25 protein-coding genes and 1 tRNA gene are annotated in these 20,816 nt (G+C 69.5%); 4 read left to right on the top strand and 22 right to left on the bottom strand.

What is annotated here, in order from left to right; genetic code table 11:
- Positions 1-4: 4 nt before the first annotated feature.
- Both ACIGEP_RS15475 and ACIGEP_RS15480 read left to right on the top strand, forming a co-directional pair.
- Positions 5-844 (top strand): tyrosine-type recombinase/integrase, encoded by an 840-nt coding sequence (locus ACIGEP_RS15475; protein WP_396662515.1) that lies wholly within the window; start codon positions 5-7, stop codon positions 842-844.
- 9 nt (positions 845-853) lie between these two features.
- Positions 854-1,219, top strand: coding sequence for a hypothetical protein (locus ACIGEP_RS15480; protein WP_396662516.1), 366 nt, complete (start codon positions 854-856; stop codon positions 1,217-1,219).
- Here ACIGEP_RS15480 and ACIGEP_RS15485 read toward each other — a convergent pair.
- The 17 genes from ACIGEP_RS15485 to ACIGEP_RS15565 form a co-directional block, all read right to left on the bottom strand.
- The gene (locus ACIGEP_RS15485) at positions 1,216-1,482 is read right to left on the bottom strand and encodes a hypothetical protein (protein ID WP_396662517.1); all 267 of its coding nucleotides are present in this window, start codon (positions 1,480-1,482) and stop codon (positions 1,216-1,218) included. The genes ACIGEP_RS15480 and ACIGEP_RS15485 overlap by 4 nt on opposite strands.
- The gene (locus ACIGEP_RS15490; protein ID WP_396662518.1) at positions 1,479-1,790 is read right to left on the bottom strand and encodes a hypothetical protein; all 312 of its coding nucleotides are present in this window, start codon (positions 1,788-1,790) and stop codon (positions 1,479-1,481) included. The genes ACIGEP_RS15485 and ACIGEP_RS15490 overlap by 4 nt, the downstream gene beginning before the upstream one ends.
- On the bottom strand, positions 1,787-2,437 hold the full coding sequence (locus ACIGEP_RS15495; protein WP_396662519.1) for a hypothetical protein: 651 nt from the start codon (positions 2,435-2,437) through the stop codon (positions 1,787-1,789). The genes ACIGEP_RS15490 and ACIGEP_RS15495 overlap by 4 nt, the downstream gene beginning before the upstream one ends.
- Positions 2,438-2,459: 22 nt before the next feature.
- On the bottom strand, positions 2,460-3,008 hold the full coding sequence (locus ACIGEP_RS15500) for a hypothetical protein (RefSeq protein WP_396662520.1): 549 nt from the start codon (positions 3,006-3,008) through the stop codon (positions 2,460-2,462).
- Between the two features lie 5 nt (positions 3,009-3,013).
- Complete coding sequence (locus ACIGEP_RS15505) at positions 3,014-4,291, bottom strand: hypothetical protein (RefSeq protein WP_396662521.1); 1,278 nt, start codon at positions 4,289-4,291, stop codon at positions 3,014-3,016.
- Entirely contained in the window at positions 4,291-5,430 is a 1,140-nt protein-coding gene (locus tag ACIGEP_RS15510) for a hypothetical protein (RefSeq protein ID WP_396662522.1), read from the bottom strand. The genes ACIGEP_RS15505 and ACIGEP_RS15510 overlap by 1 nt, the downstream gene beginning before the upstream one ends.
- Positions 5,430-5,798: a hypothetical protein gene (locus ACIGEP_RS15515; RefSeq protein ID WP_396662523.1), complete on the bottom strand. Its 369-nt coding sequence runs from the start codon at positions 5,796-5,798 to the stop codon at positions 5,430-5,432. Before ACIGEP_RS15515 ends, ACIGEP_RS15510 begins: the two co-directional genes overlap by 1 nt.
- Positions 5,795-7,030 carry a hypothetical protein gene (locus ACIGEP_RS15520; RefSeq protein ID WP_396662524.1) on the bottom strand — a complete coding sequence of 412 codons (1,236 nt, stop codon included), beginning with the start codon at positions 7,028-7,030 and terminating at the stop codon, positions 5,795-5,797. Before ACIGEP_RS15520 ends, ACIGEP_RS15515 begins: the two co-directional genes overlap by 4 nt.
- On the bottom strand, positions 7,030-7,539 hold the full coding sequence (locus ACIGEP_RS15525) for a hypothetical protein (protein ID WP_396662525.1): 510 nt from the start codon (positions 7,537-7,539) through the stop codon (positions 7,030-7,032). Before ACIGEP_RS15525 ends, ACIGEP_RS15520 begins: the two co-directional genes overlap by 1 nt.
- Positions 7,540-7,552: 13 nt before the next feature.
- Entirely contained in the window at positions 7,553-7,966 is a 414-nt protein-coding gene (locus tag ACIGEP_RS15530) for a hypothetical protein (RefSeq protein ID WP_396662526.1), read from the bottom strand.
- Between the two features lies 1 nt (position 7,967).
- Entirely contained in the window at positions 7,968-8,345 is a 378-nt protein-coding gene (locus ACIGEP_RS15535) for a hypothetical protein (RefSeq protein WP_396662527.1), read from the bottom strand.
- Entirely contained in the window at positions 8,342-8,686 is a 345-nt protein-coding gene (locus ACIGEP_RS15540; RefSeq protein WP_396662528.1) for a hypothetical protein, read from the bottom strand. The genes ACIGEP_RS15535 and ACIGEP_RS15540 overlap by 4 nt, the downstream gene beginning before the upstream one ends.
- 18 nt (positions 8,687-8,704) lie before the next feature.
- Positions 8,705-10,342 carry a hypothetical protein gene (locus ACIGEP_RS15545; RefSeq protein ID WP_396662529.1) on the bottom strand — a complete coding sequence of 546 codons (1,638 nt, stop codon included), beginning with the start codon at positions 10,340-10,342 and terminating at the stop codon, positions 8,705-8,707.
- Entirely contained in the window at positions 10,339-11,418 is a 1,080-nt protein-coding gene (locus ACIGEP_RS15550; protein WP_396662531.1) for a phage portal protein, read from the bottom strand. Before ACIGEP_RS15550 ends, ACIGEP_RS15545 begins: the two co-directional genes overlap by 4 nt.
- A 56-nt stretch (positions 11,419-11,474) precedes the next feature.
- A complete protein-coding gene (locus ACIGEP_RS15555) occupies positions 11,475-13,118 on the bottom strand; it encodes a hypothetical protein (RefSeq protein WP_396662532.1) in 1,644 nt (547 codons plus the stop codon).
- A 481-nt stretch (positions 13,119-13,599) separates the two neighbouring features.
- Entirely contained in the window at positions 13,600-13,920 is a 321-nt protein-coding gene (locus ACIGEP_RS15560; RefSeq protein ID WP_396662533.1) for a hypothetical protein, read from the bottom strand.
- A complete protein-coding gene (locus ACIGEP_RS15565) occupies positions 13,917-14,270 on the bottom strand; it encodes a hypothetical protein (protein ID WP_396662534.1) in 354 nt (117 codons plus the stop codon). The genes ACIGEP_RS15560 and ACIGEP_RS15565 overlap by 4 nt, the downstream gene beginning before the upstream one ends.
- Before the next feature lie 662 nt (positions 14,271-14,932).
- Here ACIGEP_RS15565 and ACIGEP_RS15570 point away from each other — a divergent pair.
- Positions 14,933-15,244 carry a helix-turn-helix domain-containing protein gene (locus ACIGEP_RS15570; protein WP_396662535.1) on the top strand — a complete coding sequence of 104 codons (312 nt, stop codon included), beginning with the start codon at positions 14,933-14,935 and terminating at the stop codon, positions 15,242-15,244.
- On the opposite strand, the gene ACIGEP_RS15575 is transcribed toward ACIGEP_RS15570, so the two are convergent.
- The 5 genes from ACIGEP_RS15575 to ACIGEP_RS15595 all read right to left on the bottom strand — a co-directional run bounded on the left by ACIGEP_RS15575 (position 15,210) and on the right by ACIGEP_RS15595 (position 19,517).
- Positions 15,210-15,282, bottom strand: a tRNA-Arg gene (locus ACIGEP_RS15575). The genes ACIGEP_RS15570 and ACIGEP_RS15575 overlap by 35 nt on opposite strands.
- 61 nt (positions 15,283-15,343) lie before the next feature.
- Complete coding sequence (locus tag ACIGEP_RS15580; protein WP_396662536.1) at positions 15,344-15,988, bottom strand: asparagine synthase; 645 nt, start codon at positions 15,986-15,988, stop codon at positions 15,344-15,346.
- A gap of 39 nt (positions 15,989-16,027) precedes the next feature.
- Positions 16,028-17,503 (bottom strand): serine hydrolase domain-containing protein, encoded by a 1,476-nt coding sequence (locus ACIGEP_RS15585; RefSeq protein ID WP_396662537.1) that lies wholly within the window; start codon positions 17,501-17,503, stop codon positions 16,028-16,030.
- Between the two features lie 29 nt (positions 17,504-17,532).
- Positions 17,533-18,486, bottom strand: a complete 954-nt coding sequence (locus tag ACIGEP_RS15590; RefSeq protein ID WP_396662538.1) for an aldose 1-epimerase family protein — start codon at positions 18,484-18,486, stop codon at positions 17,533-17,535.
- The gene (locus ACIGEP_RS15595) at positions 18,483-19,517 is read right to left on the bottom strand and encodes a zinc-binding dehydrogenase (protein WP_396662539.1); all 1,035 of its coding nucleotides are present in this window, start codon (positions 19,515-19,517) and stop codon (positions 18,483-18,485) included. Before ACIGEP_RS15595 ends, ACIGEP_RS15590 begins: the two co-directional genes overlap by 4 nt.
- Positions 19,518-19,569: 52 nt before the next feature.
- Between ACIGEP_RS15595 and ACIGEP_RS15600 the strand changes: the two genes are divergently transcribed.
- A complete protein-coding gene (locus ACIGEP_RS15600) occupies positions 19,570-20,814 on the top strand; it encodes an NAD(P)/FAD-dependent oxidoreductase (RefSeq protein WP_396662540.1) in 1,245 nt (414 codons plus the stop codon).
- The last annotated feature ends 2 nt before the right edge of the window (positions 20,815-20,816 follow it).

Raw genomic sequence — 20,816 nt, forward strand, 5'->3', positions numbered from 1 at the left:
GACATTGCACACTATTGACGGCTGGCCGGATGCCATCGCGGCCTTCATAACCTCACAACTCGCGGGCGGCATCGCTCGCACGTCGGCGTACACGCGCCGACAGCACTTGCAGCACCTGGCGCGCCGGGTGCCGTACAGCCCGTGGCAGGTGACCACCGATGACCTCGCGGGCTTCCTCGCCTCGCAGAACTGGGAGCGCGAGACTCGCCGGAGCCGCCTCACCACCTACCGGGCGTTCTGGTCGTGGGCGGTGAAGTGCGGCCGCACTTTGAACGATCCGACCGCGGCACTCGACAAGGTGCGTCCCGGCGACCCGAACCCCCGTCCGGTCCCCGAACGCATCTATCTCGCCGCCCTCGCGCGCGCCGACGACGATGAGCGGCTATGGATCGACCTCGCGGCCGAGCACGGCCTACGCCGAGGCGAGATAGCCGTCATCCACGCCCACGACCTCGTGGAAACGCTGCTCGGGTACGACCTCGTCGTTCACGGCAAGGGCGGCAAGCTGCGGGAAGTGCCTCTCACTGGCGCCATGGCACGCGCCCTCATGGACCGCTCGCGACGCCTCGGCGGCTACCTCTTCCCCGGCGACGAGGACGGCCATGTCTCGGCGCGGTGGCTTGGAAAGCGGGTCAACCGTCTGCTCGAAGGTGACTGGACGATTCACAAACTGCGGCACCGGGCGGCTACCCGGTTCTGGGTCGCGGCCGAGGGTGACCCGTACGTCGTCGCCGACCTCATGGGCTGGGCGAGCCTCGCGATGGTGCGCACATACGTGAAGCTCCCCGACGACCGGAAGCGCCGCATCCTCGAAGCGGCTAGCCGCGTCCCGTCGCTGCTCTAAGGTCGAGGCATGAGGAAGCTCGCCTGCTCAGCCGCAGTGGCGTTCACCGTGGCACTCACCGGTTGCGCGGTCGCTCAGCCCTCTCCCACGGTCACCGTGACGCGCGAGGTGCAGGTGCAAGCTCCCCCGGTGACGATCACGGTGGAGCCTCCCGCCCCCGAACAGACAGAGGCGAGCGCCCCGCTCGTCAGCGAACTGACGGACGGGGCGCGCGCGACGCTGAAGGGCACTTTCGGCGGCGAGGGTAGTCCGGTGCTCGACCTGTACTGCCCGATGGACCTGAACGGCCGGTTGCAAATCAGCGAATCGGTTGGGCTACAGGTGAACTACGAGCCCGAGGTCGTGCTGGCCTACCTCGCCGAGGTCTGCCCCTAACGTCGAGGATTGGCGAGTGCGGCACCGGCCGCGGCCGCGGCAAGCACGCCCGACCCGGTCGCGATGGCCGCGGCGTAGTCGGGCTGACTGACTGCGAGGACGGGCGCGACGACGGCGCCGACGAGGCTGGCGACATACAGCGCGCGTCGGAAGGCGAGCGGGAGGAACGCGTCGCCCTCCCCCACGAGTTCCGCTTCGTACGTGACAGGCTCGTCCATCATCGCTCGCGCCTCGGCGCGGGTCTCGGGGATGTCTTCGTTCATTGCTTCCTCTTTCCTTGGAGGGTGTCTTCTACGGAGTCGAGCCGGTGGTCCGTCTCGGCCTGCTGGCGCATGAGCCACGCCACGTCACGCTGGATCGCGAGCATGATGCCCTTGTTCTCGTCGTGCTTCGTGTCGAGGTCGTCGCGAAGGTTGAGCGGGGTTCCGTCCGGCTTGCGGTGATCGTTCGCGACCTGCTGCTCAATGGACTTCAGCCGCGCGAGCACGACGGGCGCGAGGACCGCCGTGACGAGCGCGACACCGATGAGCCCCGCGGACGAGATGAGCGCAAGGAGGACGGGTTCTGTCATCGCTTGACGTGCCCGGCTGCGGACTCGTGGACCCAGACGAGGCCCTTCGGATTCCGCTTGGTGCGGTTCCCGTTGGACTGCACCTGAATGGACCCGTTGGCCGCGACGGCGAGGACGGTGTAGGGGCCGCTGAGCATGTTCTGCCCGGCCTTCTTGCCCTGCTTGTCGATGAACTTGTCGGCGTTGGCTGCGGTGGCGTACCAGTACCACGAGCCGAGCACGATTGTGCTGCCCACGAGGGTCTTGGTGGGCTTGCCCGCGGGCTTCGGCGCGCTCTTGGGACCGTTGACGTACTGGTCGAGCCATTCCTTAAAGCTGATGCGTTCACCCGTCGCGCGGATGATGATGTAGCAGTGGAAGTGCGGGCCGGTCGTCTGGCCGGTGTTCCCCGACCGGGCGATGTCGGCTCGCCACGCCTTGCGCCCCGGCCGCACGGCGTCGTCCAGGTGCGCGCCCACAAAGATGTACTTGTCTCCGGTGAGCTTCAGTCCGAAGCCCACGTCGGCGCCGTCGCGGCGGCTGAGCGAGCCCGCGAAGGGCGCGTCGATGACCGTCCGCATGGGGGTCTCGTAGTCGGTCGCGGGACCGACGCCTCGGGCGGCGTGGGCGGCGCGGTCGCCGCTGATGGAGTGTTCGAAGAATCGCATGTGAGGGGTTCCTTTCTGGGCCTCAGGCGAGGGACTGGATCGAGAAGCCGATGTCGAGGCGGAGCGGTGCGGCGTGAGGACCGTTGGCCTGGCCGGAGGGACGCGCGCCCCAGCGCACCCCCTGCGTCGAGCCGAAGTCGCGGACGGCGGTGGCCTCGAAGTCGAATCGCGTGTAGCTGCTCGACCCGGAGGTGATGGCGATAGCCGGAACGGAGTGGACACTGTTGTTGCCGTTGGAGACGTCCACGATCTGCGGCGCCACGAGGTCGCATGCACGGCTGGCGCGGACGTAGCCGAAGATGCGGAGTCGCTGCCCGGTCAGGATGCTGAAGCCTGCGGGCCGGTCGGCGGCGGTGACCGTCGCGAACGCATAAGCCTGCGTCTCGTCGGTGTCGGTGCGATCCAGTCGGATGAGCGGACGCCCGGCCGGGTCGGTCGTCGCGAGCTTCGCGAGGGTCGCTTCGACGCCGCCGGTCTTGATGAGCCCGCCGAGGGTTCCGGGGGTCCAGGTGGGCGGGTCTTTCGGTCCGTCGCCGGGGCCGCTGCCTCGGATGATGATGTCGATGCCCATTTAGGTCAGTCCTTCCATTTCGCGTTGCCGAGAGCGGCGATGAGTCGGTTCGAGATGCCGTATGCAGCGGCGTTCCAGTGGCCGTCCGTGGAGGAGACGCGGAAGCTGGTCGGGATCATGCCGTTGCCCAGGTCTGTTTGGTCCTGGGTGGTGGGGGTGATGCCTGCCGCGTCGAGCGCTGCCGTGCTGGTGAGCGCTGCGGAGTCGTCAAGCCATTGGGTGGGGAACGCGGCGGCGATGGCCGCGTTGAGAGCGTCGAGTTGCACCCGGTTGGCGGTGCCCTTCTCGTCGCCGGGGAAGGCCGGGACCGAGAGAACGATCGCGTCGGACGGGGAGGCTGCCCAGTCGAGGGCGCGGCCGATCTTCTCGACGATGGCCGCGGCGGTCTGCGTGCGGACGCCGTTGCGGCCGACGCGGATCACGAGCTTGCTTCGCCGGTAGTTGAAACCGGTTTGGAAGGGTGCGCCGTTGGGGATGGCGACGGCCATGCCTGCGGTGGTGCGGGTGAAGCTGCGGGCGTATGCGCCGCCGCCGAGGGTTTCGACTCGATAGACGCCGGGGACGCCACCGAGCACGCCGTCGAAGCTCCGCACACCGGCCGATGCGAGGTTGCCCATGTTGGCGCTGTCTGCGGTGACGGTGACGGTTCCGCTGGCGGGGATGACGCCGCCGGATACGGTGAGCGTGCCCGGTGCTCCGCCGTACATCGCGACGATCTGGTTGGGTGATTGCCCACCGATGGCGACGACGGTGGTGGGTCGCCCTCCGGTGGCGGCTGCGAGTTCGGCGTTGGCGGATGCGCTGCGGTTGGCGGTGAGGGAGTCGCCGACGAGGCAGAGTCCGCTCAGCGCGGAGGAGCCGAGGCCGGGGAAGACGACCGTGCCGTCTCGCTTGCGTCCGATGGCGACCTCGCCGTCCTGGTAGCGGATGCGCCAGAGCCAGTCGGCGTCGATTTCGACGGTGGGCTCGCCGCCCGGGAAGACGACACTCTTGTCGCCGCGGCGGCCGATAGCGGTTTCGCCGTTCTCGTACTTGATGCGCCAGTACCAGTCGGGCGCCGGTTCCTCGGTGACGATGCGGAGGCCGTCTACCTCTTCCTGCACGCGCTCGGCGGCGACCTGGCGAATGTTCTCGTCGTCGTTGAGTTCGGCGACCACACGGGTGCGGACGAGGGCCGGGACTCGTCGTGTTCCCTGGTTGAGGAGTTCGCTGAATCCGGCGCCGGGGTCAGCGATGTCGGTCTCTTCGTAGATGTAGGCGCCGTTGGCGTCGATGTAGCCCATTAGATCGTTTCCACTTCTCGGAGTCGGACGCTCATCTCGTCTTGCGGCCATTGCCACTCGACGGCGACGATGCGGCCGCGTCGGTTGGTGCGGGGGGTGGTGTAGTAGCCGAGGTCGCCCGGCGTGAGGCTGTAGTCGCTGACGGCGAGAAGCTCGAGCGCGTCGCCGCGGCGCTTGATGTTGTCGAGGAACTTGCGGGCGTAGATGTCGGGCTGCTCGGGGATGGGTTCGGGAGCGCCCACGCCGGGGCGGCGGATCTCGAGGACGGGTCCACGCTTGCCGGTGTATGCGATGCCGCGGGCGTTCTCCCAGATGACGTGCACGGCCTCGTACCAGTTGTCTTCGCGGGACGCGGTGAAGACTTCGTTGATGACGGATCGCTCGGGGCCGGCCGATCTGAGGGTGCGGTTGTTGCCGGTGCTCCGGTCCCTGCGGAGACGGATGACGCCTTGCTCATCCGCGTAGATGAAGAGGTCCCACCGCTGGCGATACTGCTGCTGCAGGAAGTCCCACGCGGACGCGCCACCGAGCCACCGGGCGTTCACGTTGTCGGGCGTTGTGGTGGTGAGGGGGTCGTCGTAGAAGGGGCCGAGGGGCTCGCGGGTGAGCCCGGATCGCGCGACGACGGTGGTGAGCACGTCGCCCCATGTCGGCCCGCCCATGGTGATGTCGCGGCCGTGGTTGCCGTCCGTGAGGAGGAGCGATTCGGCGCTCGCGAGGGTGAGGGTTGCGCGCGCGGCGGCGCGGTCGACCTCGTTCGTCTCGATGATGAGTCGGAAGGTGCGAGTCTGCTCAACGCCGGGGGTGTCGTAGTCGTGATAGGTCGCGGCGGTGACGGCGCTGAGCCGGTCGCCGTTGAAGTCGGAGGAGACGGCGCTGACCTTGCGGCCGCGGTATCGGCGGGTGAAGTCGGCGAGTGTGTCGGTGCGTCCGAGGCGCCGGTCGAGACGGACGGTGACCCAGAGGACTTCGGCGGTGGGGTCGAGCTTGTCGATGTCGGGCGTGAGGGGGACGGTGAGCTTGGCCTGGATGAACGGGGTCCATTCGAGGTCCATGCCGAGGCTCATGTCGATGATGCGGAAGACTTCGCCGGTCTTCTCGATTTCGACGGTTGCGCGGTGCTCGGCAACGGTGGGCATTACCCGATCACCGCCTCGAAGGGGACGCGCACAACCCATCCCGCGACGGTCTCTTCGTCCGGTGCAATCTCGATGTCGCCGCCGGTGACGACGTAGCGGAAGTTGACGAGCGGGTCGTCGTCGGACTCGATACGAAAGATGGCCGCGACCTCGTGGGCACCGAAGCAGTCACGCGCGTCCGCGTTGCTGAGAAAGCCGAGGGTGAGAACGCCGCGGCGCGGCGAGGCGCTGCGGAGGGTGTGGATGGGTGCGCCGTCGAGGATGGGGTGCACGACTGTGCGAGGCTCGGAGCGGATGCTGCTGGTCTGGATGAGCGCGAGCGTGGGCGTGATGTCGGGGCCACCGCTGTAGGTGATGGTGGTGGTCACTGGAAGGGCCTCCCGCTACGTCCTGAGTCGTACTTCCCGATGACGCTGATGGAGATGCCGCGGGCGGCGTCGCGGCGGAAGCGGTCCATGGCGGCGTACGCGGATGAGGTGTCGGCGCTGATGCTGACGGTGCGGCCGCGGAGCTTGTCCACGTCGCCCTGGAAGCGGTCGATGTTGAGGGAGGCTTGGCCGGTCTTCGCGTCGATGAAGATGGTTTCGCCCTCGGGAAGCTGGACGAGCTTGTTTCCGAGGTCATCGACGTACTCGGTCGCGGTGCCCGCCTCGCTGATGAGGTCTTTGAGACCCTGCGAGTAAGCGTCTGCGGCCTCGCGGGCCTTGGCGTTGCTCTCGGAGTACTTGTCGAGTTCCTTGCGCGCCGCGGCGATGCCACCCTCGGCGCGACCGAACTCGATCATCTGCTCTTCGCCGACCTGACTGGTGGCGCTCATCTGCTCTCGGAGCGATGCCTGCCGCTCGTCTAGGAGCGAGTACGCGGCCGCGAGAGCGTTGGCATCCCCCGCGATGATCCGGGCCGCGTCGGGGAGGTCCACGCCGAGCGTCTGCACAAGGGCCTCGGCTTGCTTGCGCGTCTCGTCCTCGGTGAGCACAGAGCCCAGCCGCGACGAGATAGTGATGGCGTCGAGCACCTGCTGCCCGGCGTTGATGTAGGCCGAGGCGAGGTCGTTGGCGCGGTCCTGGAAGCGCTGCCGTTCCTCGTCGGCCGCGACGAATGCGGCGCCGATGAGGCCGACGCCCGCGGCGGCACCGGCCGCGACGACGCCGAGGCCGGGGAGGCTACCGGCGAGCCCGCCGAGGGTGCCCTGCACGAGGTCTTGGACCGAGGACATCGAGCCGTCGAACGACGACACGACCTCGGAGAGGTTCGAGTTCGCTTCGTCCTTGAACTCGCTGACGGCTTCACTGGCCTTGCCGAAGCCGCGCTTTCCGCCGTCGCCGACCTTCTCGACGGCGGTGTCGGCCTTCTTGGCGTCGCGGACCATGGCCTCGAAGGTGCGCTCGATCTTGTCGCCCGCGCGCTCGACATCGCGGCCGAGTTCGGTGCCCGCGTCGGCGGCGTCATCGAAGGCGCGCTCGACGCGGGTGCCGCTCTGCTGCGACTCGCGGGCGAGGTCATCGAGCGAGTCGGCGACTTCGCCGAGGGCTTCGCCCACGTCGCCCACGTTGCGGACGGCTGCGCGAGTGTTCGCGCCTACGTCGAGTGTGAGGGCCATTACTCTTGCTTTCCTTCGAGGGCGTTGGCGATGGTGCGGACGGTGGTCTGCACCCAGAGGGACGCCATGCGGGGGACGAACGTGCGGGCGGTGGGGAAGAAGACGTAGCCGGTGGGCCAGCGGCGGGCGCGGAGGGCGTTGCCGACGCGGCGGGTGACGCGGTGGCGGTTGCCCTTGCGGGTGCGCTGGTAGGTGGTGCGCTTGGACTGGTCGACGCCGAACTCGATGGCGTGATAGTCGGTCTTCGGGTTGAGTCCTCCGGAGAGGGGGCGACCCTTCGACGCGGACTGGATGCGGACGTTCTGGTCGGAGACGGTGACGACGGCGGTGTCTACGATCACGCGGTGTTCGAGACGGGTGTCGGCGTGCTGGGCGAGGGCTTTGCGCCATTCGGGGGCGGCGATGCGCTTGGTCTGTTGGCGGTTGATCTTCCGCACGGTCTTGTCGAGCGACTTGATGGCGAGGATGGTCGCCAGTAGCTCGCGCGACTTCAGAGCGTCAATGCGCATCGCCGCGCCCCGGTCAGGCGACGACGGTGGGCTGCCCGTTGCAGGGAAGCTGGACGGACGACGTGGCGGCATCCGCGGAGCCGAGGTCGCCACCGATGGCGCCGGGCACCATGACCACGTTGATCTTGTAGCCCTTGCCGCCGCGGACGGGGGCGAAGTTGACTTCCTTGACCTGCCCGATGTTGGCGAGGAGGTAGGTCGAGAGGCTGGCGGCGGTCTCGTGGTCCTGGGCGAAGTTGAGGTCGAGCACCCAGTCGGGCTCGCCGACGAGGTTGATGTCGGATCCCTTGCGCATGCCTTTCCACTTCGCGGTGGGGACGGTGGGCGTGAGCACCGCGCGGGAGACGGTGGCGGCGTAGTCGTTCGCGCCGCCGATCGTGAGCGTGATGTCGTTGAGGATGATGGGCTTGGGCGTGATGTCTGCCATGTCACTTGTCCTTTGCAGCGATGACGGTGAGCGGGAGGTCGTACGCGAGCCGGTCGTTGTAGCCGACCTGTGTGGCGTCGTCGTGGGCGAAGCGGGTGTCGAGGTAGTCGAGGAGGTCGGCGACGAGGTCGGCGAGCTGCTCGCCCGCGCGGTCCATGTCCTCGTGCGGGCTGATGAGCGTCGCGATGATGCCGACGTTGCGGTGGGACAGCGGCGCCGTGGGGCATCGCCCGATGCTGGTCTGCCGGATGAGGAGGGTCGGCGTGCGGGGCGCGTCGATGACCTTCTCGGTGGCGATGACCTTGACCTTGGCGAGGCTGGGGATGGCCTCGAAGTCGGTCTTGAATTGGGCTTCGAGCGCCTTGGGGACGGTGCTCAAAAGATGCCTCCCACGGCGCGCTGCGGTCGGAGGAGTTGCTTGACGTGCCAGTCGAGCGGGTAGGTCGCGATGCCGTACGCGCCGCCGCTGGCGTCGCCGCCACCGACCGGCGCGCCCCCGGCGTTGTAGGCGTTGCGCGCCTGCATCGCCTGGGCGAGCACCCATTCGTCGGGAATGCCCTCGGTCCCCTCGGGGAGTTCGGGGGCGTAGGCGATGCACGCTGCCTTGGCGGCGCCGAGGTAGATGCCGAGCACCTTCGGTTCTTCGACCGGCGCGTCGGTCCACAGGTACGCGAGGACATCTTCGATGTCTGCGTCCTCGGCGGTGAGCCATTGAGCCATTGCCTACGCCCCCGTCTCTCAGGCGCCCGCGGCGGCCGGGGTGACCGAGCGGATGGCCTCGGCGTTGTTGACGAGCGAGGCGTAGTAGCCGAAGACGGCGATGTCCTCCGCGCCGTTGCCGGGCACGAGGCCATCGACGCGGATGGGCGCCTCACCGGGAAGCTCCCAGTACGTCAGCGCCTCGCGTGCGCCGACGATGACTTTGCCGCCCGTCGCGTAGGGGCGGATGGAGAAGCCGGGGCCGCTGCCCTGCTCGAAGCCGAAGCTGGCTTCGAGGTAGGCGAGGATGTCGTCCTTCGGCGTGAGGAGGATGTCCCGCCAGAGGGTCGGGTCCACGAGCGCGTACGAGGGGCTGTTCTCCGTCGCGATGACGGCGAGGGCGCCGTCCACGATGGCGGCGAGGCCCTTCGAGATGCCGGCCGGGACGGCACCGGGCGCGGTGACGGTCGCGGCGGCGAGGACAGCGGCGCCCGCCTTGGCGTCCGACTTGCGCTTGTAGTCGTCGGTCTGGTGCTCGATGTAGGACGCGATGACGCTCGTGTCACCGAAGTCGCGGAAGCGACGGTCGATGCGGTGACCGCCCGCGAGGCGCTGCGCGGTGACCTCGACGGACTCGGTGTCGAGTTCGTTGGACGGGACCTCGGCGGTGTTGCCCGCGTAGTCGCCGACCTCGGGCGGGGACACCCAGCGCCAGCCGGTGGCCTTGTAGCTCGTGAGCGTCTGAACGTTCAGGAGCGGGATGATGCGGCGCATGAACGGTGCGCGCTTCCAGAGCTCGCCGAGGAAGCCGGGCTCGGCGGTGTCGGTGCCGATGGTCTTGTCTCCGGTGCCGGAGTGCTGGACGGTCTTCAGGGCGAAGAGTTCGCCCGCGCTCGCGAACGGGTCCAGGCTCTCGCGGTCGTTGCGGGCGATGGCGGCGTAGAGGCCGTCCAGCGTGGGGCGGGGCGTCGCGATGGCGGCGCCGGTCGGGCTGAGGGTCATGCGGTATTCCTCTTCCTTGTCTTCCTCGGCCTCGTCGGCGTCGGTGTCGGTGGTGTCGGTGTCGGTGTCGGTGTCGGTGGTGGTGGGCGCGGGTTCGGTGGAGGTCACGACGGTGGACGTGACGACGGTGGTGCCGTCGTCGTCGGTCGCTCGGTTGACCTCTTCGACGCGGCGCCAGGTGACGCCGTCCTCGTCGGTGTAGGTGTCGTTGTGCGTCTCGGAGGTCGTGGCCTCGTAGAGCGCGGCCGAGGCGAATGCGCCTTCGGTGACGAGAGCGGCGCCGGTGAGGCGGGCGCTCACGATGCGACCGGCCTGGCGCACGATGTCGGTGACCTCGGCGGAAAGCTTGCGGAGCTTGCCGGTGGGGCGGAGCTTGCCGTACTCATCGACGTGCTCGGCGAGCCAGGCGTCGCCCTGGGGCGTCTTCGCGATGCGGTACTCGGTGTAGACCCCGGCGTCGCGGACCTCGCACACGGTGGCACGGCCGATGGGGTCGAAGCGGTTGTGCTGCCGGTTGAGCGTGAGAACTTCCGGGTCGGCCGGAATGTGGATCGTGTCGGCGCTGTAGACATCGTTGCGAATGTCGGCGGCGCTCGTGGCCTCGCCGAACGGCATGAGGATGCCGCGGACGGTGCGCGTGGCGGGGTCGTAGGAGTAGGTGCCGTGCTCGGTCATGCGGTGGCCTCCGGTGCCGGTGCGGGTGCGGCGTCGCCGCCGCGCTTGGCGTCGGGCTGGTTGCTGCGACGCAGGCGGATGCGCTTGCCATCGGGGGCCTCTTTGGAGAGGCGCGCTTCGAAGGGTGCGATCCAGAAGTCGAGGTCGTCGGACAGCTGCGCGGCGTCGCCTTCCTGGGTGACGTAGGTGAGCGACGCGGTGGCGGTCGATCCGTCCACGGCCGAGACGGGCAGGTTCATGTGGTTGGCGACGTCGATGCGGGCGGCGTTGCGGCCTTCGTTGAAGAGGTCGGCTTCGACCTGGCCGAGGGCTTCGGCGGTGAGCCCGTAGGGCAGGAACATGACGGCGCCGTTGGGGCTCGACCGGTTGGCGGCGATCTTGCCGACGATCTCGGCGGCCTCGTCGTCGTTCACCTGGCCCTGCACGTCTTCCTTGATGACGAGGGCGGGGATGGGGTTGCGGACGCGGCCGACCCAGGCGCGTTCCATGTGCCGCCATCCACGGATCGTCTCGCGGGCGACGGTGAGGAGTCCTTCGTGCGGTCCCATGAAAAGCATCACCGTGCTCGGGTCCGTGATGGGGCGGCCGTCGAGCGAGAGCCCGGTCGCCTCGGCGGCCGAGTCGAACGTCCAGCGAGAGCGGTCCACGCGGGCGGCGTCGGTGATCGTCCCGGCTTCGTCGCGCTCGACGGCCCAGAGGCACCACCCGGTGAACATGAGGTCATCGAGCGAGAGGGTGAACCGGTGGTAGGCGGTCTGCTCTGTGTTCGTGCGGGTGAGCCATTCGGGCTGCTGGTCGTCGGCGTTGAAGTTCTCGCCGTCCCAGTCGCCCTGCTCGAAGGGCTGGTCGCCGAGCGCGCCGATGATGACGCCGCGGCCGCGGGCGAGCGGGGCGACGGTCATGGCCGTCTCGCGGGTGACGGCCTCGGTCTCGGTGGGGCCGTAGATGTCCGAGTAGACGAGACCTTCGAGTTTCGACGCGCCAGCCCACGGCGAGAGTGTCGGGAGAGCGCCGACCGAGAGCACGTTGTCTGCGGTCTTGGCGGACCCGAAGAGGAGGCGAGAGATGAGCGACATCGGGAATGACTTTCCGGTCGGGTGGATCAGGAGTGTTAGCCGGGCCTGTGGATAACTCAGCCGAAGACGAGCGGCGCGCGGCTCTTCGCCTTCGGATCGGGCAGGGCGTAGAGCGCGATGGCCACCGCTTCGAGCGGGGTGATGTCGAAGGTCGGGTCGGTGTCGGGGATGCCGAAGAGGACCGACTTGCCCGACATGCGCTTGGTCGCGCCGCTCGCCGCCTTGTCGAGCGGCTGCTGCTCCCAGTGGGCGACGGTGTTGTGCGTGATGCCGTTGAGGAGGCGGGTGTGCGAGACGGCCTTCTCGCCGAACGTGACAGGTCGCGTCTGCGGCCGCGGCCGCGCGACGCGCATGAGGTCTTGGATGACGGACTTCTCTTGCGCCGCGCCCCCGTCGTACACGATGGGCAGTCGGAGCTGCTTGACGTACTGCCAGAGCTTGCGGTCGAGGTGGGCGTTGCCTTCTTGGTGGTGGAGGAGTTTGAAGCCGATGCGAGGCGGGGCGGCGTTGGTGTCGTCGCCGTCGAGCGCCCACGCGGCGCGGGCGAGGTCGCCATCTTCGTCGGGGAGATACCACGCGACGGCGATGGATGCCCAGAGCCCTCCGGGGTGGACGGCGAACGCGAGGGCCTGGGGCTCGACACCGCTCGGCACGGGTCCGTCCTGGGTGGTGTGCATCCAGCCGGCCGATGCGATGACGGTGTCATTGCCCGCGGCTCGACCGAAGTGGCCGAGGTATTCCATCGCGAAGCGGAGCCATCCGAGGATCGGGAAGTTGCGGCGGATGCTCTCGATGGTCGTGAGCCCGTCTAGGCCGGGGTGGATGCGCTCGATGAGGGGGCCGACTTGCTCCCATGTCTGTAGGTCTTCGTCGCTCGTGTCGTCGGGGACGCCGTAGCGGATGCGCCCCGCGGCGGGGTCGTGCATCGTCGCCCAGAAGTGCGAGCCGTCGCGGTACTTGCCACCGGTCCCGGCGTAGATGAGTTGCGCGCCGGGGCCGCGGGTGTCGAACGACGGAACGACGGCGCCCACGATGTCATCCCACATTTCGGGCTCGGCCTCGCCGCCCTCGTCCATCACGAGCGCGTCATACGCGCCGGATCGCACGTCGTCGCCGTTGGGCGAGAGGACAGCAAGCTTGGAGCCGTTGGGGAACTCGATGCCGAGGTTGCCGTTGCCGTCTGTGAGCTTCAGCGGCATGGCCTTCGGGTCGCGCCACTTGCGGCGGATCGGGTCGCGCACATCTAGCTTGAAGCGCTCGCCCGCTTTCTTCGCGGTCGTGAGCATCGTGTATCCGGCCATGTAGACCGGTCGCATGTAGCACCGCCCGATGAGGACGCACCACAGGCTCGTCGTCTTCGAGGATCGGCGAGGTTCGAGGACCGCGTTGGCGAAGCGCTCGGCGGCGAGCACGTCGTTGGTGAGGAGCATCTGCGGTTGGAGGTTGCCCAGGAGAGACCCGCCGAGACGCGGCGGCACGAGCTTGTCGAGAACCCACGCGCCGACGAGGAACTCGGCGCGCGACTGGTAGGTCGTGACCGTGGGTGTGATGTCGAGGGGATCGCGGCCGCGGTCGCGGAGTGCGACCCACGCGGCCTCTTCCATGAGGGGGTGCATCGCCACGTCGTGCGGGATCGGCGTGCCGTCCCAATCGCGCGGACTCTCGAACGCACATGCGATGGGGTCGCTAGTCTCGTCCATCCGGGGGGGGATTTTGCTGCCGGAGGCGGTAGTTGTAACGGCCGCACTCAAAGAAGAGTCGGACGTGTGTTCGGTCAGATCGGCCACGATGTCCCTTGGCTGGTCGGCTTGATGGTGGAGCGATGTCGGGCGTTGGTTAGAGCTGCGCCGTCTGCACCGCCGTGGGCTCGGTTGCCCTTGCAGCATCCGGGCGTCTCGTGCCGGTGCTCGGGTGCGAGGTCGTGCAGCGTCGAGCCGGTGGCCCCGGTGCGGTGGCCTACGTCGAAGGGCTGGCCGGGCATGATCGGCCCACCGCCTCGCCAGCACGGCACCGGCTCGTGTCGGCGGTGAGCTACCTTGACGCGGGCTCGGACGATGCGGGCGTTGCGGTGATACTCGGGCGTTCGGTGCTTAGCGCCCACGGCTTGCGCGCCATTCGAGGAAGACGGCGACGATGGCGAAGACGAGGCCGAGCGGGATCGCGACGAGCGGGTCGATGTAGTCAGGCGCGACCACGGCGAGCCTTCCCGATGTAGACGGCGTGAGCGAGCATCCGGTCCTCGCACACGTCGGCGTAGGCACGCGCGACCTCGACATGCTCGTCGCCCTCGACCACGAGGACCGTTCGTAGCACGTCGAGATGCGCGATGATGCGGTCGAGTTGTGCGGTCGTCGCGTCGAGGCCACCATCCTCGGCGGCGCATCGGATCGGCGCGGCCGCCTCGATGAGGTCACTGAGCCGCCTGGTCATCACGACGACGGCGTGGGAGGGCCTCGACGGTTCCTTGATGCGGATGCCGAGCGCGACGCCCTCGGTGCTCATTCGCTCGCCGCCTCGTCGTCGTCGCTGACCTCGCCCGTCTCGAAGTTGATGTTCGTGAACACGTCTCGGAGTTCGTCTTCGAGGTCGATGGGCAAGGTCACGGCGCCGGTTCGGTGCTCATACGCGCGACGGAGAAGTCGCAGGGCGGCGTCGAGGTCGTCGGGCAGCAACGCCTCGACGGATCGGATGCGCATGACGGCCTCGCGATGACCGGTGTCCACGTCCTCGTCAATCCGCTTCGGGTCGAGGATGACAATGGCGACGAGGGGCGAGCGGTTCTTCGTCACGGCGGGTTCGAGGGCTGTGAGCCCATCACGGTCACCGGCAGGGAGGCGGCCTTGGATCTTCATCGGGATTGTCCTTTGGTTCGGAATTCGTGGAGTTGCTCGGGTGTGTAGTCGGGGCCTTCAGCGACGACGCCGCGCGAGTTGATGAACATGCGCCCGTCGTCGCGGTGTCCGCATCCGTGGGCGCACCACCCGCTCACCGGGTCGAAGTCGTGACCGGGGCTGAAGGTGCGGCATCCGTTAGGCATCGGCTCGTCCTGCTCGATGGTGAAGGGAAGGTGAAGGGTGGGAGAACTGGCCCCCCTACACGTGTGATGACGCTTTGGAGGGGCCTGCTCGACGGAGCCAGGGCGGAGCCTGGGCGGTCGTGCTGACTCGGTGGATTAGACCGACACGGACGGGATATGCACGGCGGGATGCTGATGGGTATGTGAGCGCCCGGTCATGCCTTGACCGCTCCCCCGGCTCGTGCTCGGGATGACGAGTGTTCGATTTCGCGGCCGTCCCCCGCGTGTCCCCGGCTCGTGCTCGATGCCGGTAGGTGTGGCGCTGCTGCCCGCCGTATTCTGTTGTGCCCGCGCCTCTCTAGGCGCTGGGCCACGGTGGTGGTCGAGCGAGTGTCCGCATATTGTGCATGCGGTCGATAATTCAGGACACGACACACTGCATCTTGCATTTGCGGCGGCGTGTCGCAAATTCTGTGCGCGCCGCGATAGCCTCTAGGCATGACGATCATCGACAACGCCACCTGGACGGCTTACGACCGCCTCCGGAAGGCGCGCATGCTGGCCGACCTGGATCAGACGCAGATGGCCGCGGCGCTCGGCGTCGCTCGCAACACTGTGAGCAACTGGGAGCGCGGGATCAATGAACCGCCCGCATCTGCCTTCGTGCGGTGGGCGGACGTGACCGGCGTGTCTATCGAATGGCTCGCAGCGAGCTACCGCAACGACGCAGAAACGACAACGGCCCCCGCCGAAGCGAGGGCCGTTGAGGGTGGTGTGCGCCCGAAGGGACTCGAACCCCTAACCTTCTGATCCGTAGTCAGATGCTCTATCCATTGAGCTACGGGCGCATGGCCTGTTTCCGGGCCGAGGAACAGCATACGTCACGGCGGGCCGCATCCGAAATCGGGGCTACTCGAGCTCGCCCGGGTCGATGCCGCCGGGGCCGGCCTCGAGGATCGGCTCGGGTTCGGCGCCCTCTTCGCGCAGCGCCTGCTGCTTGGCGACGCTGCGACGGTGGGCCCGGAGCTTGGGCAGGTCGACCAGGCGCAGTGCCTGCATGCGGGCCACCCGCATCCGCTCGTAGTCGGCGTCGAGGTCGGGGCGCGCGGCCGTGATGCGCAGCGACCGGTCGATGTTCTTCGACACCTCGGCCCACGCCGCGTCGCGCGCGTCGACGATCAGCTTGCGGAGCTCCTCCTGATCCTCCGCGCGCGCCCGCAGCTCCTTCGCGACGTGCAGTGACTGCTTGCGGCGGCGGCGGAGGTTGCGGACATCCCGACTGCGGTAGTCGTGCGTGCCGCTCGAGTCCGAGTAGCGCGTCCGCGCCGCCTTGCGCTCGCGATCGGTGCGGGCGGCATCCGCTTCGGCCTCTTCGGCGAGCGAGACGAGGATGTCGCGGGCGTCGCCGACGAACCGCTCGGGATCGAAGTCGTCGCCGTCGACGAGGATGTCGACGAGGATGCGGTTCTTCAACGCCAAACGTGTCGCCGCGGACGCGATGTAGAGCCCCTCGGCGACGACGTCCCGGGTCTTGACCCGCTCCTTGTCCGTCACGCTCACCCCTCGCAACCAGTCTACCGAGGGGATGCCGAATCAGCCGAGCGAGGGCAGCGCGTGACCGGCGGGGCCGTCGCCGCGCAGCGGCGGGAACCGCCACGCGATCGACGCGGCACCACCGGGCGCGATATCGACGAGCAGCGAGTGCGGCGTCTGGATCATTCGCAGTCGTGCATGGCACGTGCCGTCGGCGTCGACACCGCCGACGGAGCGGAACGGCACCGCGTCGAGGCCATCGGCGGGCGCGGGCCACTCCCCCGGTGCCCAGACGCCCCGTCCGACGGGGAGGGTCACATCGAGTCCCTCGCCGAGGAAGCGGAGGGTCCAACCCTCGCCCGTCTCGGCCACCTCGACGCGCTGCGCGCCGGGCACCGCTTCACCGAATGAGAACGGGCCGACGACCGGAGACGCCACCTCGGCGTCGAACACTCCGGAGAACCCCGCTCCGCTGTCCTCGGGCAGCGGCAGCGCGAGCGCGGACAGCCGCGCCGCGAGCGACGCGTCGGCCTCCGCCGTGCCCGCGCCGGTCATCGCGGGTCGCAGATGCTCGGTGATGAGGCTCAGCAGCTCCTGCATGTCGATCGTCTCGCCGGTCGTCACGATGACGGCGTCCTCCTCGGGCCACACGATGATGAACTGCCCGTACGCGCCGTCGCCGCGGAAGCCGTGCCGGTTCATCCAGTACTGGAACCCGTAGCCCTGCTGCCAGTCGATGGGCTCGAGCGCTCCGGGGCCGCGGTGCGCGGTGTCGTTCTCGGTCTGCGTCGAGGTGGCGGTGGCCACCCACTCGGGGTCGAGGATCTGCTCCCCGCGCCAGCGTCCGCCGTCGAGGACGAGCTGTCCTGTCTTGGCGAGCGACTCGGTGAAGACGTGGATGCCGCTGAAACCCATCTCGACGTCGCCGAGCATCATCCACTGCGCCTCGTGGATGCCGAGCGGCTCGAGCAGGCGCGGCCGCAGGTAGTCGAGGATGGTGCCGCCGGTGGTCTTGGCGACGAGGCGTCCGACGCCGTAGATCGTCGGCTGGCTGTAGGCGAAGACGCTCCCCGGCTCGCGCTCCGGCGGCACGCGGAAGAAGCCGGCGAGGATGTCGCCACCGACCTCTTCGGCGGCGGCGGCCGCGCGGTCGAGCGCCTCGTGCTCGTGCCCGCTCGACATCGTGAGCGCGTGACGCACGAGGTAGCGACGGTACTTCTCATCGACGTCGTCCGGCACCAGCTCGGGGAAGTGATCGATCATGACGTCGTCGAGCCCGAACCGCCCCTCGGCGACGGCGAGTCCCGCCGCGGCAGAGGTGAAGGTCTTCGACAGCGAGTAGACGAGGTGCTTCAGATCCGGCGCGAACGGAGCCCACCAGCCCTCGGCGATGAGAGCGCCGTGACGGAGCACCATGATGCTGTGCATCTCGGCCTCGGTCTGCCCGACCGCGTCGAGCAGGCGCTCGACACCGGCGGCATCCACCCCCTGCGCAGACGGAGCGGACCGGGGCAGGGAGGAGGACGTCGACGTCATGCCGCCATCCTAGGGATGACCGGGGCCGGTCAGATCGCGGCGATGCGCCACGACGCCGAGAACTCCGCGCCCGGCTCGAGGACGAGCACGCCCGTGTCGTAGTCGTACGCCGACGCGTTGAACGCATCGGGTGCGCACGTCATCGGCTCGACCGCGACGCCGTTGCGGTGCGCGGGGTTCGCCGGCCCGTCGGGCTTGTCGCCCGTGTAGACCTGCACCCACGGGCACTCCGCACCCCACGTGACCTCGACCCCGACCCCCGACGGGTCGGTCAGGCGCAGGACGGCGGTGCCGGCGGCATCCGTCTCGAGGTCGGTGAACGCGTGATCCAGCTGCACATCGCCGAGGGGGCGCGGCGCGCGCCGGTCGAACCGCTCGGGATCGTGCTCGGCGACGGGGTGCAGCGCGACGGGGCTGAGCCGGTCGGGGGTGACCTCGAGAACGGATGCCGCGGGCAGCGCGAGCGTCCATTCGTCGAGCGGCGCCGGCCCGGCCGAAAGGTACGGGTGCGGGCCGGTGCCGAACGGCGCGGGCCGGTCGCTGAGGTTGCGCGCACGCACCGTCTGCGTGAGGCCGTCCGTCCCGAGGGAGTAGGTCGTCTCGACGCGCACGCGCCACGGGTACCCCGACTGCGGCACGACGGTCGCGCCCAGGGTGACCGTGCTCTCCGTGCCCGCGACCTTCTCGAACTGCGCCCACGAGAGCAGGCCGTGCAGGGCGTGCGACCGCTCGGGTTCGGTCAGGGCGGTCACGAGCTGCTGCCCGTCGAACGTGTACGTCCCGTCGACGATGCGGTTCGGCCACGGGGCGAGGGTGGTGCCGCGGTAATCGGGGCGCACCTCATCGGCGTCGAACGGGACGATGAGGTCGCGGCCGTCGTGCCGGAGGACGCGCAGCGACGCGCCGGTCGAGGCGACGACGGCCTCGTAGGTGCCGAGTCGCAGGGTGTGCTGGATGCCGGAGAGCGGCGGGGCGGAGGTCACGGGCGGAGCATCACTTTCAGGGCGGCGCGGTCATCCATCAGGCGGTAGCCGTCGGCGGCTTCGCCGAGGCTCAGTTCGCGATCGAAGACGGCCCCGGGGTCGACTGTACCGTCGAGCACTCCCGGCAGGAGGGCGTCGATGTACGCCCTGACCGGAGCGACCCCGCCGGCGACCGTGATGTTGCGCTCGAACTGCCGGCGCTGGAGCGGCGCGTCGGAGTACTGCGGCACACCGACGCGGGTGACGGTGCCGCCGGCGCGCACGGCGCCGAGCGCCTGCTCGTACGCGGGCAGGTGACCGACCGCGTCGATGACGACGTGCGCCCCGAGCCCATCGGTGAGCTCGCGGACGGCCGCGACGCCCTCCTCGCCGCGCTCGGCGACGACATCGGTCGCGCCGTACCGGCGACCCAGGTCGGTGCGCGCCTCGTGGCGGCCCATGAGGATGATCCGCTCGGCGCCGAGCTGCCGCGCCGACAGGACGGCGAGCAGTCCGACCGCACCGTCGCCGATGACGACGACGTCCCGTCCCGGTGCGGCGCCGCCCGTCACGGCCGCGTGCCAGCCGGTGCCGTACACGTCGCTCAGGGTCAGCAGGCCCGGCATCCGCTCGTCGTCCTCGGCGACGTCGACGCGGTAGAGCGTTCCGTCGGCGAAGGGCGCGCGCCGCCGCTCGGCCTGCGCACCGCCCGCGCCGGTCGGGACCGAGATGCCCGCGACACGGCAGGAGGTCTGCAGCCCGGCGCGGCAGAACTCGCACTCGCCGCACGAGAAGACGAACGGCACGATGACGACGTCGCCGGGTGCGACCGTGCGGACCTCGGCACCGACCTCCTCGACCACGCCGATCATCTCGTGCCCCATCGACCGGCCGGCGTCGGTCGGCGCCATCGAGTGGTAGGGGTGCAGATCACTGCCGCACACGCAGGCGACGACCGTGCGCAGGACGGCGTCGGTGGGCTGTTCGATCCGAGGCTCGGGGACGTCGATCACGCGGACGTCGCCGGGGCCGTACATATACGCAGCTCGCATCCCTGAATTCAACTACGGATGCGGCGGCGAGGTGCTGTGCGAGGCTGTCGCCATGGCCTCACTCCACGATGTCGTCGTCATCGGCGCGGGCCTCGCCGGGCTGCGCTGCGCCACGCTGCTCGCGCAGGCCGGACGAGACGTCGTCGTCCTGGATGCGGCGGACGAGGTCGGCGGCCGGCAGCGCACCGACCGCGTCGACGGGTTCCTCCTCGATCGGGGCTTCCAGGTCGTGAACCCGCGCTACGACGCCCTGGCCCGCGCGGTCGACCCCGCCGATCTCGACCTGCGGGCCTTCCCGGTCGGAGTAAGGGTCGTGCGCGGCGGCCGGTCCGATGTCTTCGCGCACCCGCTGCGGCACCCGGCCCTGCTGCCGGCGACCCTCGCGGGCGCCCTGTCGGGGCTCGTCACGGCGCGCGACCTCGTGGCGGCCCTGCGGTGGCTGGGGCCTGCGCTCGTCGGCCCCGCATCCGTCGCCGCCGGGCCCGACGCGACACTGCACGACACCTGGGATCGTCTCGGGCTGACGGGACCGCTGCGGTGGTCGGTGCTCGAGCCGTTCCTCACCGGTGTGCTCGCCGACGACGGGGGTGCCACCTCGTCGGCCTACGCCACGCTGCTCGTGCGCCTGTTCGCGCTCGGGACTCCGGGGGTGCCCGCGGCGGGCGTCGGCGCCCTCCCCCGCCGCGTCGCCGATCTCGCTCGGAAGGCGGGCGCGGACATCCGCCTCGAGCATGCCGCCACCGGCATGGACGTGAGGGGCGACCGCGTCGAGGTGGCGCTGCGCGGCGCGGAGGTGATCGCGGCGCGCGAGGCGGTCGTCGCGGTGGGCGGCGAGGCGCTGCGCGAGCTCGTGGACCTGCCCACGCCGCCGATGCGCGGGCTACAGACGTGGTGGTTCGGCACGGACGCAGGGGCACCGGCATCCGCTCTGCTGGTCGTCGACGGCGACCGGTCGGGGCCGATCGTCAACAGCGTCGTCATGTCGCGCACGGCCCCCGCCTACGCGCCGCCGGGGCGCCACCTGGTCGCCGCGAGCTGCCTGCTCGACAGCGGCGCCGATGAGCGTGCCGTGCGCGGGCAGCTGGAGCGGCTGTGGGGCGGCGCAGCCCGCGGGTGGGAGCTGCTGCGACGCGACGACATCGCGCACGCTCTGCCCGCCCTGCCCCCGCCCCTGCGGCACCCTTCCCCCGCGCGCCTGTCGGAGCGGCTGGTCGTCGCCGGGGATCACCGCGAGACGCCCTCGATCGCCGGTGCGCTCGTCTCGGGTGAGCGTGCCGCCCGGGCGGTTCTCGGCTGAGC

This window comes from Microbacterium sp. NPDC077663 (assembly GCF_044542795.1).
Taxonomy (GTDB): Bacteria; Actinomycetota; Actinomycetes; order Actinomycetales; family Microbacteriaceae; genus Microbacterium.

Coding starts and splice junctions, on each gene's coding strand:
- ACIGEP_RS15540 (WP_396662528.1), bottom strand. CDS start 8,686: ATGGCTCAATGGCTCACCGCCGAGGACGCAGACATCGAAGATGTCCTC.
- ACIGEP_RS15600 (WP_396662540.1), top strand. CDS start 19,570: ATGGCCTCACTCCACGATGTCGTCGTCATCGGCGCGGGCCTCGCCGGG.
- ACIGEP_RS15520 (WP_396662524.1), bottom strand. CDS start 7,030: ATGGCCCTCACACTCGACGTAGGCGCGAACACTCGCGCAGCCGTCCGC.
- ACIGEP_RS15565 (WP_396662534.1), bottom strand. CDS start 14,270: ATGAAGATCCAAGGCCGCCTCCCTGCCGGTGACCGTGATGGGCTCACA.
- ACIGEP_RS15550 (WP_396662531.1), bottom strand. CDS start 11,418: ATGTCGCTCATCTCTCGCCTCCTCTTCGGGTCCGCCAAGACCGCAGAC.
- ACIGEP_RS15545 (WP_396662529.1), bottom strand. CDS start 10,342: ATGACCGAGCACGGCACCTACTCCTACGACCCCGCCACGCGCACCGTC.
- ACIGEP_RS15510 (WP_396662522.1), bottom strand. CDS start 5,430: ATGCCCACCGTTGCCGAGCACCGCGCAACCGTCGAAATCGAGAAGACC.
- ACIGEP_RS15500 (WP_396662520.1), bottom strand. CDS start 3,008: ATGGGCATCGACATCATCATCCGAGGCAGCGGCCCCGGCGACGGACCG.
- ACIGEP_RS15595 (WP_396662539.1), bottom strand. CDS start 19,517: ATGCGAGCTGCGTATATGTACGGCCCCGGCGACGTCCGCGTGATCGAC.
- ACIGEP_RS15485 (WP_396662517.1), bottom strand. CDS start 1,482: ATGAACGAAGACATCCCCGAGACCCGCGCCGAGGCGCGAGCGATGATG.
- ACIGEP_RS15570 (WP_396662535.1), top strand. CDS start 14,933: ATGACGATCATCGACAACGCCACCTGGACGGCTTACGACCGCCTCCGG.
- ACIGEP_RS15530 (WP_396662526.1), bottom strand. CDS start 7,966: ATGGCAGACATCACGCCCAAGCCCATCATCCTCAACGACATCACGCTC.
- ACIGEP_RS15585 (WP_396662537.1), bottom strand. CDS start 17,503: ATGACGTCGACGTCCTCCTCCCTGCCCCGGTCCGCTCCGTCTGCGCAG.
- ACIGEP_RS15495 (WP_396662519.1), bottom strand. CDS start 2,437: ATGCGATTCTTCGAACACTCCATCAGCGGCGACCGCGCCGCCCACGCC.
- ACIGEP_RS15480 (WP_396662516.1), top strand. CDS start 854: ATGAGGAAGCTCGCCTGCTCAGCCGCAGTGGCGTTCACCGTGGCACTC.
- ACIGEP_RS15490 (WP_396662518.1), bottom strand. CDS start 1,790: ATGACAGAACCCGTCCTCCTTGCGCTCATCTCGTCCGCGGGGCTCATC.
- ACIGEP_RS15505 (WP_396662521.1), bottom strand. CDS start 4,291: ATGGGCTACATCGACGCCAACGGCGCCTACATCTACGAAGAGACCGAC.
- ACIGEP_RS15560 (WP_396662533.1), bottom strand. CDS start 13,920: ATGAGCACCGAGGGCGTCGCGCTCGGCATCCGCATCAAGGAACCGTCG.
- ACIGEP_RS15555 (WP_396662532.1), bottom strand. CDS start 13,118: ATGGACGAGACTAGCGACCCCATCGCATGTGCGTTCGAGAGTCCGCGC.
- ACIGEP_RS15525 (WP_396662525.1), bottom strand. CDS start 7,539: ATGCGCATTGACGCTCTGAAGTCGCGCGAGCTACTGGCGACCATCCTC.